Source organism: Rhizobium sp. YAF28, assembly GCF_052113285.1.
In the GTDB taxonomy this organism is placed as follows: Bacteria; Pseudomonadota; Alphaproteobacteria; order Rhizobiales; family Rhizobiaceae; genus Rhizobium.
The window spans coordinates 1-15,358 of record NZ_JBFRCX010000023.1 but is presented as its reverse complement, the minus strand read 5'-3'; the positions used below and the strand labels follow the sequence as shown (position 1 = coordinate 15,358).

Genomic DNA, 15,358 nt, shown 5'->3' with positions numbered 1-15,358 from the left:
AAAGCATCAAGGCCGTGGATGCCGATTCTTTTCCTCGCTGCCTGCTTGCCCCGCCATCGAAAGAAATGAAGCATGTCCGCACCCAACGCTCTTTTCACCGAAACGATCCTGCTGCTCGGCGGCGCGGTCGTCGCCGCACCGATCTTCAAGAAGCTCGGGCTCGGCACGGTTCTCGGCTATCTGGCGGCGGGTATCGTCATCGGGCCGATCTTTCATGGCATTACCGATGGCGAGCAGATCCTCGATGTCGCCGAGCTCGGTGTCGTCTTCCTGCTGTTCATCATCGGGCTTGAACTGAAGCCCACCCGCCTCTGGCAGATGCGGCGCGACATCTTCGGTCTCGGCACCGCGCAGGTGGTGGTGACGGGCTTTGCGCTGACAGCACTTGCCTGGTTTTCCGGCGTGCTCGAATGGCGCGGCAGCATCGTCGCCGGCTTCGGGCTGGCGCTTTCTTCCACGGCGTTCGCCATGCAGATCCTCGAAGGTGACGGTGACGTCAATACCCGTTACGGACAGCGCTCCTTCTCCATGCTGCTGTTTCAGGATCTGGCGATCGTGCCGCTTCTGGCTGTCGTCACCATCCTCGACGGCGACAAGGGCAGCGGTAACCCACTCGTCGACTTCGGCATTTCCGTTGCGGCGGTCGGTGCGATGATCATCATGGGCCGATACCTGCTGACGCCCCTCTTTCAGATCATCGCCCGCACCGGCGCGCGCGAAGCGATGATCGCGGCCGCGCTCTTCGTCGTCATGGGATCGGCAAGCCTGATGCAGTTTGCCGGGCTCTCGATGGCGATGGGTGCTTTCCTGTCCGGCGTCATGCTGGCGGAATCCTCCTACAGGCACGAGCTGGAAGCCGATATCGAACCCTTCCGCGGCGTGCTGCTCGCTATCTTCTTCATCGCCGTCGGCCTGTCGTTGCAGCTTCAGGTGCTGCTCGACAATGTGCTCTTCATCATCATTGCCGTGCCGATCATTATGGCGGTGAAAGCGCTCATCATCTACGTGCTCTGCCGTGTGGCGCGTTCTTCGCATAACGATGCCGTTCGCATCGCCTTCCTGCTGCCGCAGGGCGGGGAATTCGGTTTCGTCCTCTTCACCACGGCCGCTGTCGCCGGGCTGATGTCGAGCAGCACGGCTTCGCTGCTCGTTGCGATCGTCACCCTTTCCATGGCGCTGACGCCGCTGGGTGCCGCCCTCTCCAAGCGAATGCTGACGGGAGAGGATCACGAAGAGTTGGACGAGGATTTCGAGGGTGCGGGTGCTGATGTGCTGATGGTCGGCTTCTCGCGTTTCGGCCAGATCGCCGCGCAGATCCTGCTTGCCGGCGGCCGCAGCGTCACCGTCATCGATTTCTCCGCGGACCGCATCCGGCAGGCGTCCTCCTTCGGTTTTCGCATCTATTTCGGCGATGGCACCCGCAAGGATGTGCTGCGTTCGGCCGGCATTGATAGGGCCAAGATCGTGCTCGTCTGCACCCAGAAGAGGGAAATCACCGACAAGATCGTCGAACTGATCCAGGCCGACTACCCGCAGACGACGCTCTTCGTGCGCTCCTATGACCGCATTCACTCCATCGAACTGCGCAACAAGGGCGTCGATTACGAGCTGCGCGAAACGCTGGAATCCGGTCTGCTCTTCGGCCGGCGCACACTGGAGGCGCTCGGTGTCGCCGAAGTCGATGCCTACGAGATCGGCGAGGACATTCGCAAGCGCGACGAGGCGCGGCTGGTGCTGCAGGTTTCGGAGGGCCTGCAAGCAGGACAGGATCTGCTGTTTTCGAAGCCGATCCATCCGGAGCCGCTGGTCAAGCCCAAGCGTGCGCCCGGTCCCTTCGACAACGATCCGCTGGCAAATACGGCCGATGTGACGGCGGACGCCTGAAGCGATACCGGTTTATCGCTTCAGCTGCGCCTCGATTTCCCGATCGAGCGCATATTTCAGCTCGTCCTTGACGCCAACCGACATGGCAAGCACATCGCGCGCCTTCAGGAAATCCATGACGCCTGTGCGGCCGACGATAGGGCGCAGGAAGATATGCGGCCGCAGGAGCTTCAGCTTCAGGGAAATCGCCGCCTGCATCATCAGCTGGCCGGAGCCGAAGATGCTTTCCATCCGGTTCGGGATATGGGTGCCGTCGCCTTCGGGCGCGCCGACGACATCGATGCCGATGACGATATCGGCGATGTCCATCAGGCATTCGTAAGGAACGGGATTGGCAATGCCGCCATCGATCATCACCCGGCCGTGCAGCCTGACCGGCATGAAGACCGCAGGAATAGCCGATGATGCGGCAAGTGCCGGAAAAAGCTGGCCTTCTTCGACGATGACCTCGGCCTGGCCATAATAGTCGGTGGTGATCACTTTCATCGGCACTAGCAGATCTTCGAAGCGCGCCGGAAGCTCTGAGGGCAGGAAGGCTTTCAGGATGCGTTCGAGATTGAACTGGCCAATGCGGATGCCCTTGGCCACGGCATCGCGTACGGTCGTCGGGCGCAGCCCCCAGATACGACTGACGACAGCTGCCTTGTTGCCGACGGTTGCCAGCGCATGTTCGCGGATCTCCGCACCCGACATGCCGGCCGCCATACCGGCGCCCATAATGGCGCCGATGGAGGAACCAGAGATCGCCACCGGGCGGATGCCGAGTTCATCCAGCGTTTCGATGATGTGGATATGCGAGAGGCCGCGTGCGCCACCGCCGCCGAAGGCGACGGCAACCGTCGGTAGGTCGCTGATCGCAGGCGATTTCGGACTGATGATTTCCGCCTGCACGATCTGCCCCCAACGCGCCCGCTACTGCGGCTGATACCGGAAGAAATGTACTCTTGTATCGCCGAATATTCGGCTTTCGAGGAAAACATAGGAAGGATGAACCGAAACGGCAACATCCGCGCGTTCTTCCAGAACGGTAATCGCGCCAGGCTTGAGCCAGCCGCCTTCGGCCGCCGCCGCAAGCGCCTTCTCTCCCAGCCCCCGGCCATAGGGCGGATCGGCAAAGAGCATGTCGAAAGGCTCGAGATTGCCGATGCTGCCGAGATCGGTCGCATCACGGCGCAGGATTCGCGTCCTACCATGCAGGCCGAGCGCATCGATGTTTTCCCAGAGAAGCGCCCTGCCCTCCACGCTGTTTTCAACGAACAGCGCATGGCGACAGCCGCGCGAGACGGCTTCGAGGCCGACCGCGCCCGTACCGGCGAAAAGATCGAGTATCCGGGTGCCGTCGATGCATTCCGGATAGGCATGGCTCAGAATGTTGAACAGGCTCTCACGCGTCCGGTCCGCTGTCGGCCGGATGTCGTTGGATTTTGGTACGGCAAGCGGCCGTCCGCGAAACTCACCGCCGACGATCCGCACCGCGCGTCATTCCCTTGCCTTTCGCACCACCTCTGGACGGCCCGCCCGAAGGCTTGCCACCACCGCCCGGTCGATCGCCCTTCGGCTTGCCGGAAAAATTCTTTGCCCCGCGGGGTTTGTCGCCTTGGGGACGTTCCGAACGGGCCTCGCCGCCAAAGCTTCTCGCCGGACGCGAAGCACGCTCGCCACCCTCCTCGCGCGGACGATCGCGGAAGGAACGCGGGCGTTCTTCCCCCTCCGTACGCGGACGACGTTCGCCGCGCGGCTTGTCACCAAAGGGTTTGTCGCCGCGGACGCGCTCGGAGCGGCCTTCGCCGCCAAAGCTTCTGGCGGGACGCGAAGCGCGTTCGCCTCCGTCCTCACGCGGCCGATCGCGGAAGGAACGCGGGCGCTCTTCTCCCTCCGTACGCGGACGACGGTCACCGCGCGGCTTGTCGCCGAAGGGTTTGTCGCCACGCGGACGCTCCGAGCGACCTTCGCCGCCAAAGCTTCTGGCCGGACGCGAAGAACGTTCGCCACCTTCCTCACGCGAGCGGCTGCGGAAGGGACGCGAGCCCTCTTCGCCTTCCGTGCGTGGACGGTGCTCGCCACGCGGCTTGCTACCAAAGGGCTTGTCGCCACGAGGACGCTCCGAGCGGCCTTCGCCGCCAAAGCTTCTGGCTGGGCGCGAAGAACGCTCGCCCCCCGCTTCGCGCGGACGGTCGCGGAAGGAACGCGGGCGCTCCTCTCCGTCCGTACGAGGACGACGTTCACCACGCGGCTTGTCGCCGAAGGAACGCTTGCGGCCGAAACCTTCATCCTCATCGCGCTTGCTGGGCGTCTCGCTCGAACGGATCCACTCGCCATCCTCTTCGTGGACGCGATTGATCTGCGGGCGCAGGCGATCGGCTGCAGGATCGAAGCGCTGCTCCTTCACTGGGGCCGTTTCACCGCGACGGCGTGCGGTCTGAGCATTCTTGGCAGCCTTGGCGGCGGCCTTCTCGCCGAGCGGACGGGCACCGGGCGCCATCCACACATTGGCGTTGCGGCGGCTGCCGAGGGCCGGACGCTTCGGCCGGTCATCTTCGCTGCGGCGGTCATCCCGTCGCTCGTCCCGCTTATCATCACGACGGTCGTCGCGCTTGGTATCGAGGCGGCTCAACGCCCGTTCGCGCTTGTCTTCCTCGCGACGCGGACGCTCGCGGCGCTCCGGCGCCGGTTCCTCGGGCTCTTCGGCGGCAACGGCCGGGGCATTGTAGAGCGGCGCATCGAAATTCGCCTTGGCATCCTCGATGAGGCGCGGACCGAGCTGGTCGCGCAGCGTGCGGCCGCGCACCTCGACCACGTGACCTTCGGGCAATTCGCCAAGCTGGAAGGGGCCGTAGGAGATGCGGATCAGGCGGTTGACCTCAAGACCAAGCGCGCCGAGCACGTTCTTGATTTCGCGGTTCTTGCCTTCGCGCAGGCCCATGGTGATCCAGACATTGGACCCCTGCGTGCGATCGAGCGTCGCTTCGATGGAGCCGTAGAGAACGCCGTCGACGGCAATGCCATCCTTCAGCTTGTCCAGCGCATCCTGATCGATATCGCCGTGGGCGCGGACGCGGTAGCGACGCAGCCAGCCGGTGGTCGGCAGTTCCAGCGCACGGGCCAGACCGCCGTCATTGGTGAGCAACAGCAGGCCTTCTGTGTTGATGTCGAGACGACCGATCGACATGACACGCGGAAGTTCTTCCGGCAGATTGTCGAAGACGGTCGGGCGTCCCTCGGGATCGGAATTCGTCGTCACAAGTCCCTGCGGCTTGTGGTAGAGCCACAGGCGGGTGCGCTCGATGCCGCGGATCGGCACGCCATCGACTTCGATCTTGTCTTCGAGCGTGACGTTGACGACGGGCGTGTCCAGGAGCTTGCCGTTCAGCGTGACGCGGCCGTCCATGATCATGCGTTCGATATCGCGACGGGAGGCGACGCCAGCGCGCGCCATCACCTTGGAGATGCGTTCCGCCTTGGCATCGCCATCCGCTTCGTTAGCAGCGACTTTCGCGGCAGCAGCCTTCAACGGCTTCTCGCTGCCGGTCTTCGGGCCGCTTCCGGACCGGGCTTCGCGCGCGGGGGCCTTGGTGCCGGGGCGTTTTGGCTTGTCTTTGGGTGTCATTTGTTGTTTGCCTGCCTTTTCGGCCTGTCTATCAGGTCATGCACCTGCGGTTAAGTGGAAATTCTTGCGAACGTGAAGACAAATCGATTTATGGAGATGGCGCTCGAGGAAGCGCGCGCTGCCGGGGAGCGCGGCGAAGTGCCGATCGGCGCGGTCGTCGTCGTCGATGGCGCGGCAGTCGCCGCCTCCGGAAACCGCACGCGGGAACTCAACGACGTCACCGCCCATGCCGAGATCGCCGCCATTCGCATGGCCTGCGAAAAGCTTGGCCAGGAACGTCTTGCCGGCGCCGACCTCTATGTCACGCTGGAGCCTTGCACCATGTGTGCGGCGGCCATATCCTTCGCCCGCATCCGCAGGCTTTATTACGGCGCGGAAGACCCGAAGGGCGGAGCGGTCGATAGTGGCGTGCGCTTCTATGCCCAGCCGACCTGCCATCATGTGCCGGAGGTCTATTCCGGCTTCAACGAGACCGAGGCGGCGGATATGCTGAGGGCATTCTTTTCTGAGAGAAGAGACCTGCCATGATCCTAGAGCCTTTCCTGGTTAGATTGAAGCATTCTGCCGGAGCAGGTTTTCGTCAGGGCAAAGGCGATCGGCGAAGGGCATACCCCTCGGTACGTCCGAGCCGATCGCCTTTGATCCTGGCGGAAAGATGCCCGGCCCTTCGGGTTGGCTGAAACGGGCCGCCTGATCGACCGGCCGGCTTGGCCGGAGATCTGGCTACGACGCGCGCCGGCCGGTCGATCATCCGACTCCGTTTGAGCCAACAGAATGCTTCAATCTAACCAGGAAAGGCTCTAGCCATCGGAACCATCATCGTCATGGGCGTGCTTGCCGCCTACGCCAACCGGACAGTTGCGCCCGGCGTGGCGAAGCTGCCGATGCAATGGTCACTGAACGGAAGCGTGAACTGGACGGCGCCGCGGACGATCGCTTTCGCCTTCATTCCAGGGCTTGCAGCTATCATCATGGCCGCGATCCTGCTCAGCGACCAAGTGCGCAATGCCGATATCGCCTTGATGGGTGCGTCCTTCTCGCGTGCCAGCTTCTGCATATCACGCTGACGCGACGCTGGTTTAACGCGTCGCGCCGCTAAACATTTCCGTTTTGCTTCTACGCATTCCGGACGCAAAACCGCTGCGCATTCTTGCTGAATTGCTTTTACTGAAGGATCTGCCACCACTTGGTGCCGCTATTGGCGACCGCTGCATCCTTCTTGCGCTGCTTCGCCTTCTTCTGCTCCGGCGTGCCGAGGTCATCGAGCTTGGCAGGATCGTCGACGGCGCGATATTCGGTCGGCGGATCGGAAATGTAGCGGCGCTGGTCGATATAGGCGCCCTTCTGCAGGGCACGGGCTTCGCGATAGGCCTTGGTCTGGGCTTCGGACGTCTGGCGGCCGCCCTCGATGGCGGAGCTGGCGAGCGGCGAACGATAGCTCGGATTGTCCGAATTCTCGTCGGCTTCCTTCACGAGACGGGCGCGGGCCTCTTCCGGGGATTCAACCCACTCAGGATTGTCCTTGTTGGCGACATTCTGCTGCGGCGCGACGAGCGTTTCCTTCTGCGCGGGCGCAGGCATGACCAGCGTCGGGCGCGGCGTATATTTCACACCGGTGTTCTTCGGGCCGGGACCGGTCAGCGAAACGGACTGGCCGAGGTCGTCGGCAAGCTGTTCCATGGCGGTCTTGTCGGTACCGTAGGTCGGGCTGCTGGCGCAGCCGGACATCGTGGAGCTTGCCGCCAGAACAAGAGACAGGCAGGCGCCCAAACGGAACCAATGCGTCGCTAACATGAAAACCCTTCCCGCATGCCGGAATCAGTACTGCCCACCGGACAATCGTCCCCCTGACGCAAAAATCCGGCCATTTTCAGGCAGCTTTTACCGGATGAACGCCATAAAGGCAATTCACCCGGCAAATATCTTCAGGCACGGATGCCGAGTTCGCGGAGTGCCGCTGCGTCACGCGCCGAAACGTCGGGATAATCAGGATCGGAACCGACATCGGTGGTGATGCGCCAGGAACGTGCACATTTTACGCCTTCGGCAAGCTTCGGAACGACGGCGACTTCAGGCACTTCCGGCAGACGGAAAGCGTCAGCCGGGCCGGCGTCCGCCTTGATGGTGATGCCGGAGGTGATGCAGACCTCGCTGAAATCCTGGCCCTCAAGTGCCTTGCGCAGTTCCGCGTCGGCAACATAGACGACGGGGGCTGCTTCCAACGACGAGCCGATGCGCTTGTCCTTGCGCTCGATTTCGAGAGCGCCGGTAACGACGCTGCGGATCGCGCGGATCTGCTTCCACTTTTCGGCCAGAGCATCGTTGCGCCATTCCGTGGCGACGGGAGCAAACTGCTCCAGATGCACGGAGACGGCCGAAGGATTACGCGAGAGCCATGCTTCTTCCGTGGTGAAAGGCAGCATCGGAGCAAGCCAGGTCACCATGCAATCGAAGATCATGCGGATGACGTAGAGTGCCGAACGACGACGAAGGCTGGAGGGCGCATCGCAGTAGAGCGCATCCTTGCGGATATCGAAGTAGAAGGCCGAGAGCTCGACGTTTGCAAAGTCGATCAATGCACGGGCGATCTTCTTGAAGTCGAAGGCGTCATAGTTCTCACGCACGAGCTGGTCGAGCTCGGAGAGACGGTGCAGCATCAGCTGCTCCAGTTCCGGCAGATCCGAGAGCGCGATGACTTCGCCCTTGTCATGCGCCAGCGTGCCGAGCATCCAGCGGATGGTGTTGCGCAGCTTGCGATAGGCATCGACATTGGTCTGGATGATCGTCTTGCCGACGCGCAGATCGTCCGCATAGTCCGAGGTCATGACCCAGAGGCGAAGGATATCGGCACCGGCATCCTTCATCACTTCCTGCGGCGAAGTGACGTTGCCCTTCGACTTCGACATCTTCTCGCCCTTCTCGTCCATGGTGAAGCCATGGGTGAGGACGGCGTCATAGGGCGCTCGGCCACGCGTCGCAGCCGATTCCAAGAGCGAAGAGTGGAACCAGCCACGATGCTGGTCGGAACCTTCGAGGTAGAGATCGGCCGGCCATTTCAGGTCGGGCCGATCTTCCAGTGTGAAGGTGTGCGTCGAGCCCGAGTCGAACCAGACATCGAGAATATCCATGACCTGCGACCACTTGGCCGGGTCATGCTCGTTGCCGAGGAAACGCTCCTTGGCGCCCGCAGCAAACCAGGCATCGGCGCCTTCGGCATCGAAAGCATCGAGAATGCGCTGGTTGACGGCATCGTCCTGCAGCACTTCGCCGTGCTCATCGACGAAGACGCAGATCGGCACGCCCCAGGCGCGCTGGCGGGACAGTACCCAGTCCGGGCGCTGCTCGATCATGGCGCGCAGGCGGTTCTGGCCGGCAGCGGGCACGAAGCGGGTGTCGTCGATTGCCTTCAGGGCGCGGGTGCGCAGCGTGGCGCCGTCTGCCAGGGTCTTGTCCATATAGACGAACCACTGCGGCGTGTTGCGGAAGATCACCGGCTTCTTGGAGCGCCAGGAATGCGGATACTGATGCTTCAGGCGGCCGCGGGCAAAGAGCGCGTTGCGCTCGATCAGCGCCTTGATGACGCGGTCGTTGGCATCGCCCTTCTTGCCGTTGTCGTCGATGACGCGTGCGCCTTCGAAGCCGGGCGCATCGGCGGTATAGAAGCCGCCGTCGTCAACCGGGAACGGGATCTTGCTCTCGATACCGCGTCCCTCGATTTCTCGGGCATGCGCCATCCAGACATCAAAGTCTTCGCGGCCGTGGCTCGGCGACGTGTGAACGAAACCCGTACCGGTATCGTCGGTGACGTGATCGCCTTCGAGTAGCGGTACCAGAAATTCGTAGCCGCCTCCGAGGCCATGCAGCGGATGGGCGCAGGTGATGCCGGCGAGATCGGCAGCCGTGACGTCGGCGAGACGCTTATACTGCAGCTTTGCCTTGGCGAAGGATTCTTCGGCGAGCTTGTCGGCGAAGATCATCTTCTCGCCCGGGCGCGGGCCAAAATCGTTCTCAGCAGCCGTTACCTCATAAAGGCCGTAAGCAACACGCGAGGAATAGGCGATCGCCCGGTTACCAGGGATCGTCCAGGGCGTGGTGGTCCAGATGACGACGGAAGCATCCTTGAGGCTATCAGGGCCCTTCGCGACCGGGAACTTCACCCAGATCGTGTCGCTCTCATAGTCGTGGTATTCAACTTCGGCTTCCGCCAGTGCAGTGCGCTCTACGACCGACCACATGATCGGCTTGGAGCCACGGTAAAGCTGGCCGCTCCTGGCGATCTTCAGAAGCTCGCCGGCGATCCGGCTTTCCGCATGAAAGTTCATCGTCAGATACGGGTTTTCGAAATCGCCGACGATACCGAGACGCTGGAACTCGCCGCCCTGGATGGCGATCCACTTTTCGGCATAGGCGCGGCATTCGCGGCGGAACTCGATCATCGCCGACGGCTCGGTCAGGTCAGGCTTGGCCTTGCCCTTGGCGCGGTAGTTTTCTTCCTCGATCTTCCATTCGATCGGCAGGCCGTGGCAGTCCCAGCCGGGAACGTAGTTGGAGTCGTAGCCGCGCATCTGGAAGGAGCGCGTGATGACATCCTTGAGGATCTTGTTCAGCGCGTGGCCGATATGGATGTTGCCGTTGGCATAGGGCGGGCCGTCGTGCAGGACGAACTTTTCGCGGCCGGCGGCGGAGGCGCGCAGCTTCTTGTAGAGGTCCATCTGCTGCCAGCGGGCAACGAGTTCCGGCTCCTTCTGCGGCAGGCCGGCGCGCATGGGGAAATCCGTCTCGGGCAGGTAGAGGGTCTTCGAGTAATCGATCTTTTCGGCTGTGTCGGTCATGTGTGACAATCGCTTCTGGCGGCCCGAACAAGGGCACGCGGATATGAAATCTGTGGTGACGGAAAGCGCTCGCGCAAGCCAAGCGCCGAAAACCCGGACCTTCCGGCCGCTCAGCGCGCGCGGAAGACCGGGCCGATAATTCGTATCGAATGCGCCAGCCGGAATTTACTCATTGCGCCGGTTCATAAGCGCTTTTCAGCGGAAAAGGAAGAGGGATTTCAGTCTCTCAGCCTCACGAAAAGCCGCCGGCCGGATGCCTGCCGCTTCGCTCCAACGAGATTCATGAACTACGCGCAGGCTCTCGCAGCTCCCCGTGCCGGCGCTGGCAGATTGACGATGACGGCAACGAGGGCGTTCACTGTCTCACCGTTCCAGAACCCTTGTCCATGTCGAGATTGCCTTTCGGCGCCTGGGCACGGTCAATGCGCGGGCGATCGGTTGGCAAACGCCTGGGACAGGCGATGGCTGCAGTTTTGCTGGTCCCAATGCAAAAAATCCCAAAACCCCTGTCGAATTCCCCGTTGCCCGAACGTCTTTGACTCGCAGGCATGGGAAATTCATCATGCCTATCAAACCCGCCCGCAAGGAGTTATGTGGATATGAGCAGTTCCTATCGTTGGGTAATCGTCGCGGCCGGCGCACTGATGACGTGCGTTGCTCTCGGCGCCATGTTTTCTCTCGCAATCTTCCAGCAACCAATCGCCAACGCGACCGGCTGGTCGCATGCCGGCATCGCCAGTGCCATGACGCTGAATTTCATCGTCATGGGCGTAGGCGGTTTCTTCTGGGGTGCTGTCAGCGACCGATACGGACCGCGCCCCGTGGTGCTGATAGGCTCCGTCATCCTCGGGCTGGCGCTGATGCTTGCCAGCCGTGCGGAAACGCTACTGCAGTTCCAGCTGACCTATGGCGTGCTGGTCGGGCTTTCAGCCAGTGCCTTTTTCGCGCCGATGATCGCCGCGACGACGGAGTGGTTCGACGAGAACCGCGGGCTTGCCGTCTCGCTGGTTTCGGCAGGCATGGGTGTCGCGCCGATGACGATCTCGCCCTTCGCGCGCTGGCTGATCACCACCTATGACTGGCGCCCGGCGATGATGATCATCGGCATCGGTGCGCTCATCCTGATGATCCCGGCAGCACTTCTCGTACGTCGGCGGCCGTCGCCGCCGCAGGATGCGCATGAGGCCATCGTGTCAGGTGATGGCAGTGCCCCCAATCTGTGGAAGGTTTTCCGCTCGCCGCAGTTCATTGTGCTCGGGCTGACCTTTTTCGCCTGCTGTGCTGCCCATTCCGGACCGATCTTCCATATGGTGAGCTATGCAACGCTCTGCGGCGTTGCACCGATGGCTGCCGTCAGCATCTACAGTGTCGAGGGTCTTGCCGGTCTCGGCGGGCGCCTGCTCTATGGCACCCTGGCGGACCGGATCGGCGTGAAGCCGGTCATCATCGCAGGCCTGCTGGTGCAGGCGGCGGCCCTTGCCACCTACCTTGCCGTCAGCAAGCTCGGGGAGTTCTATGCGCTCGCCGTCATCTTCGGCAGCGCCTATGGCGGGGTGATGCCGCTTTATGCCGTGCTGGCGCGTGAATATTTCGGCCCGCGCGTTATCGGCACGGTGTTCGGGGCGGCGACAATGCTCTCCAGTATCGGCATGGCCTTCGGCCCGCTGATCGGCGGCTGGATCTACGATACCTATGCCAACTATTCGTGGCTCTTCATCGGCTCCGCGCTGGTCGGGCTCGGTGCGGCGGCAATTGCACTCGCTTTCCCGCCTTTGCCGCGCCAGAAATCACAGCCCGCGCTCGGCACGGCCTGAGGTCAATTGAAACAGAGCTTGCGGTCGAGCTCGCCGAGCGGTCTCACACCTGCCAGCAGTGCCCTCGCTTCCTCCTCGTCGCGCTTGATCTGCGCGACGAGCGGATCGAGCCCGTCGAACTTCAGTTCGGGGCGCAGATAGCCGAAGAAGGAGACCGAACAGGTCTGGCCGTAGAGATCACCGCTGAAATCGAAAAGATAGGTTTCGAGCAACGGCACGCCGTTTTCTGTCACCGTTGGACGCCGGCCGTAGCTTGCCACCGCATCATAGAGCCCGCCGTTTTCGAGGCGGAAACGAACGGCGTAAATGCCGGCTGCAAGTTCCGCTTCCGGCGGCAACTGCATGTTGGCGGTCGGGAAGCCGAGCTGGCGGCCGAGCTTCTCTCCGTCAATGACCTTCGACTGGACCGTATAATGATAGCCGAGCATGGCGGCGACCGAGGAGACATCGCCTTCCTTCAGCAGCGCGCGGATATGGCTCGATGAGACGACATCGGTGTTCTCGTCGCGAAAGGCGTCGATCAGTGTGACGCCGAAACCATACCTGTTACCGGCATCCATCAGGAAGGCAGGCCCACCTTCGCGGCCGCGGCCGAAATGGAAATCGAAGCCGGTCACCACCTCGGACGCGCCAAGCCAGTCCTTCAGGATGGAATGGATGAACTCTTCCGCCGAGCGCTGCGAGAACTCGTAATCGAAGGGATATTCGATGACCGCGTTGAAGCCGAGCTCTTCCAGGATGCGCGCCTTGAACGGTGCGGGCGTCAGGCGGAAGACCGGCGCATCCGGCTTGAAGACGGTGCGCGGATGCGGCTCGAAGGTCAGTACCAGGGCGGGGATACCGCGCTCTTTCGCGATATCGAGAGCCCGGTTCAGCACCGATTGATGGCCGCGATGGACGCCGTCGAAATTGCCGATGGCGATGACACCGCCTTTCAAATGCTCGGGCAGCGGATCACGGGTTTCATTGCGGTGGAAAACGGTCATCGGCTTCAATTCTCTTATGCGAGGCGCGGCATCCACCACTTTGGCGCTGCCTTTTCCCGTTCGAGATAGGCGTGCAGGATCGCCTCGTCGGTCTCACCGTGCAGCGTATATTCCTTCGCGTGAATACCGCCGCTGATGTAAAGAAGGTCGAGGCCATAATTCAAGGCGCCGCGAACATCCGTCGGCATGCCGTCGCCGATCGCCAGCACACGGTTAACAGGGAAATCACCACGGACCTCGCGGGCAGCGGCAAGTGTGGCCTCATAGATCGGCCGGTGTGGCTTGCCTGCGATCCGGGTGGAGCCTCCGAGTTGCTCATAATAGGCGGCCATGGCGCCGGCGCAGGGAATGATGCGGTGACCGCGCTCGACCACGAGGTCGGGATTGGCGCAGATCATCGGCACGTTGCGGGCTTTGAAATCCAGCAGCATGTCCGTGTAGTCCTCGGGCGTCTGCGTCTCGTCGTCGAAAAAGCCGGTGCAGACGACGGATGTGGCTTCGCCGGCGGCAGCGCGCTCGATATCGAGGCCTTCAAGGATCGGATTGTCGCGCTCCGGACCGAGCAGGAAGACCTGCCGCGGGCCTTCAGCAATCAGCGCGCGGGTGACATCGCCCGAAGTGACGATGCGATCATAGGCGTCGTCGGGTACGCCGATCTGGCGGAGTTGCTCGACGACCTGCCAGGAGACGCGCGGCGAATTGGTAATGAGAACGACAGTGAGGCCAGCGGCACGGGCGGCCTGGAGCGCTTCCCCGGCCTTCGGAAAGGGATCGACGCCGTTGTGCACGACGCCCCAGACATCGCAGAGCACCGCATCGTATCGATCGGTGATTTCGGAGAAGTTCGCAATCCGCTTTGCCATTCCGCTTTCCTGCTTCGCTTTCAGTCACCGGTGACATTGCAAAGGCGGGCTTCAATGGCAAGGCATTTTCTGCGCATTTTCTGCGTCAGGCGAAGAACGCCGGAGGTTCAAAAGCTGGACGTGAGCAAAGCTCGGTAACCACGCCGGACAAATCCTGCCTGTCTCCACAATTCCGGCACAAAAATCCGTGATGGCTCTTCTTGACTCCTTCTGAAGCCATCCCTAAATGCACGGCGGTAGCACTCACGGGAGTTGAGTGCTAACACCTTCATTGTGGACCAACCCGGTCCGCGAATGTCATTTGATCGAGGGATTAGCAATGGCAAGCACCAATTTCCGCCCGCTTCACGATCGCGTCGTCGTCCGTCGCGTTGAATCCGAAGCGAAGACCAAGGGTGGCATCATCATCCCGGACACCGCCAAGGAAAAGCCGCAGGAAGGCGAAATCGTCGCTGTCGGTTCCGGCGCTCGTGACGAATCCGGCAAGGTCGTTCCGCTGGACGTCAAGGCCGGCGACCGCATTCTGTTCGGCAAGTGGTCGGGCACGGAAGTCAAGATCGACGGCGAAGACCTTCTGATCATGAAGGAAGCCGACATCATGGGCATTATCGGCTAATCGGCCGATTGTCTTTCATCGAAATCGCTGACACCCCTTTTCAGGAGTTCTCAAAATGGCAGCTAAAGAAGTAAAGTTCGGCCGCAGCGCGCGCGAAAAGATGCTGCGCGGCGTCGACGTCCTCGCTGACGCAGTGAAGGTCACGCTCGGTCCGAAGGGCCGTAACGTCGTTATCGACAAGTCCTTCGGCGCTCCGCGCATCACCAAGGACGGTGTTTCTGTCGCCAAGGAAATCGAACTCGAAGACAAGTTCGAAAACATGGGCGCGCAGATGGTCCGCGAAGTTGCTTCGAAGACCAACGACATTGCCGGCGACGGCACCACGACCGCCACGGTTCTCGCACAGGCCATCGTTCGCGAAGGCAACAAGGCTGTTGCAGCCGGCATGAACCCGATGGACCTGAAGCGCGGCATCGACCTCGCCGTTGCTGAAGTCGTCAAGGATCTCCAGGCCAAGGCCAAGAAGATCTCCACGTCGGAAGAAGTTGCCCAGGTCGGCACGATCTCCGCAAACGGCGACAAGCAGGTCGGTCTCGACATTGCTGAAGCCATGCAGAAGGTCGGCAACGAAGGTGTCATCACCGTCGAAGAAGCCAAGACCGCTGAAACCGAGCTCGAAGTCGTCGAAGGCATGCAGTTCGACCGCGGCTACCTGAGCCCGTACTTCGTCACCAACCCGGAAAAGATGGTTGCTGACCTCGAAGACGCCTTCATCCTGCTGCACGAAAAGAAGCTCTCGAACCTGCAGTCCATGCT

13 protein-coding genes are annotated in these 15,358 nt (G+C 62.0%); 6 read left to right on the top strand and 7 right to left on the bottom strand.

Translation table 11 applies throughout. From position 1 onward, the window contains the following. The first annotated feature begins 72 nt into the window (after positions 1–72). Positions 73–1,884, top strand: a complete 1,812-nt coding sequence (locus tag AB4Z13_RS32150) for a monovalent cation:proton antiporter-2 (CPA2) family protein (RefSeq protein ID WP_439014187.1) — start codon at positions 73–75, stop codon at positions 1,882–1,884. Between the two features lie 12 nt (positions 1,885–1,896). Here the strand turns inward: AB4Z13_RS32150 and AB4Z13_RS32145 are convergent, their stop codons facing one another. From AB4Z13_RS32145 to AB4Z13_RS32135, 3 genes are read right to left on the bottom strand one after another with little or no spacing between them, the layout of a single operon-like run. Then, positions 1,897–2,778, bottom strand: a complete 882-nt coding sequence (locus AB4Z13_RS32145; protein ID WP_439017174.1) for a patatin-like phospholipase family protein — start codon at positions 2,776–2,778, stop codon at positions 1,897–1,899. 18 nt (positions 2,779–2,796) lie between these two features. Then, on the bottom strand, positions 2,797–3,357 hold the full coding sequence (gene rsmD / locus AB4Z13_RS32140; protein ID WP_037105838.1) for a 16S rRNA (guanine(966)-N(2))-methyltransferase RsmD: 561 nt from the start codon (positions 3,355–3,357) through the stop codon (positions 2,797–2,799). Then, positions 3,338–5,491, bottom strand: coding sequence for a pseudouridine synthase (locus AB4Z13_RS32135; RefSeq protein WP_439014186.1), 2,154 nt, complete (start codon positions 5,489–5,491; stop codon positions 3,338–3,340). The genes rsmD and AB4Z13_RS32135 overlap by 20 nt, the downstream gene beginning before the upstream one ends. Before the next feature lie 90 nt (positions 5,492–5,581). On the opposite strand from AB4Z13_RS32135, the gene AB4Z13_RS32130 reads away from it, so the two are divergent. Continuing rightward, positions 5,582–6,019 carry a nucleoside deaminase gene (locus AB4Z13_RS32130; protein WP_442207738.1) on the top strand — a complete coding sequence of 146 codons (438 nt, stop codon included), beginning with the start codon at positions 5,582–5,584 and terminating at the stop codon, positions 6,017–6,019. Positions 6,020–6,315: 296 nt separating this feature from the next. Beyond that, positions 6,316–6,558: a hypothetical protein gene (locus AB4Z13_RS32125; RefSeq protein WP_439014185.1), complete on the top strand. Its 243-nt coding sequence runs from the start codon at positions 6,316–6,318 to the stop codon at positions 6,556–6,558. Between the two features lie 97 nt (positions 6,559–6,655). On the opposite strand, the gene AB4Z13_RS32120 is transcribed toward AB4Z13_RS32125, so the two are convergent. Both AB4Z13_RS32120 and ileS read right to left on the bottom strand, forming a co-directional pair. Beyond that, entirely contained in the window at positions 6,656–7,285 is a 630-nt protein-coding gene (locus tag AB4Z13_RS32120) for a hypothetical protein (protein ID WP_113321884.1), read from the bottom strand. A 131-nt stretch (positions 7,286–7,416) separates the two neighbouring features. Continuing rightward, positions 7,417–10,323: an isoleucine--tRNA ligase gene (gene ileS, locus AB4Z13_RS32115; RefSeq protein ID WP_439014184.1), complete on the bottom strand. Its 2,907-nt coding sequence runs from the start codon at positions 10,321–10,323 to the stop codon at positions 7,417–7,419. A 599-nt stretch (positions 10,324–10,922) separates the two neighbouring features. Here ileS and AB4Z13_RS32110 point away from each other — a divergent pair. Beyond that, complete coding sequence (locus tag AB4Z13_RS32110) at positions 10,923–12,137, top strand: MFS transporter (RefSeq protein ID WP_439014183.1); 1,215 nt, start codon at positions 10,923–10,925, stop codon at positions 12,135–12,137. Positions 12,138–12,139: 2 nt separating this feature from the next. Here the strand turns inward: AB4Z13_RS32110 and AB4Z13_RS32105 are convergent, their stop codons facing one another. Both AB4Z13_RS32105 and AB4Z13_RS32100 read right to left on the bottom strand, forming a co-directional pair. Next, positions 12,140–13,123, bottom strand: coding sequence for a bifunctional riboflavin kinase/FAD synthetase (locus AB4Z13_RS32105; protein ID WP_113325778.1), 984 nt, complete (start codon positions 13,121–13,123; stop codon positions 12,140–12,142). Between the two features lie 14 nt (positions 13,124–13,137). Further along, the gene (locus tag AB4Z13_RS32100) at positions 13,138–13,986 is read right to left on the bottom strand and encodes a TIGR01459 family HAD-type hydrolase (protein WP_439014182.1); all 849 of its coding nucleotides are present in this window, start codon (positions 13,984–13,986) and stop codon (positions 13,138–13,140) included. 319 nt (positions 13,987–14,305) lie between these two features. Here AB4Z13_RS32100 and groES point away from each other — a divergent pair, with 319 nt between their 5' ends. After that, positions 14,306–14,602: a co-chaperone GroES gene (groES, locus tag AB4Z13_RS32095; RefSeq protein ID WP_007814205.1), complete on the top strand. Its 297-nt coding sequence runs from the start codon at positions 14,306–14,308 to the stop codon at positions 14,600–14,602. Between the two features lie 55 nt (positions 14,603–14,657). Continuing rightward, positions 14,658–15,358 (top strand): chaperonin GroEL (groEL, locus tag AB4Z13_RS32090; RefSeq protein ID WP_442207733.1); only part of this gene is annotated, 701 nt, incomplete at its 3' end.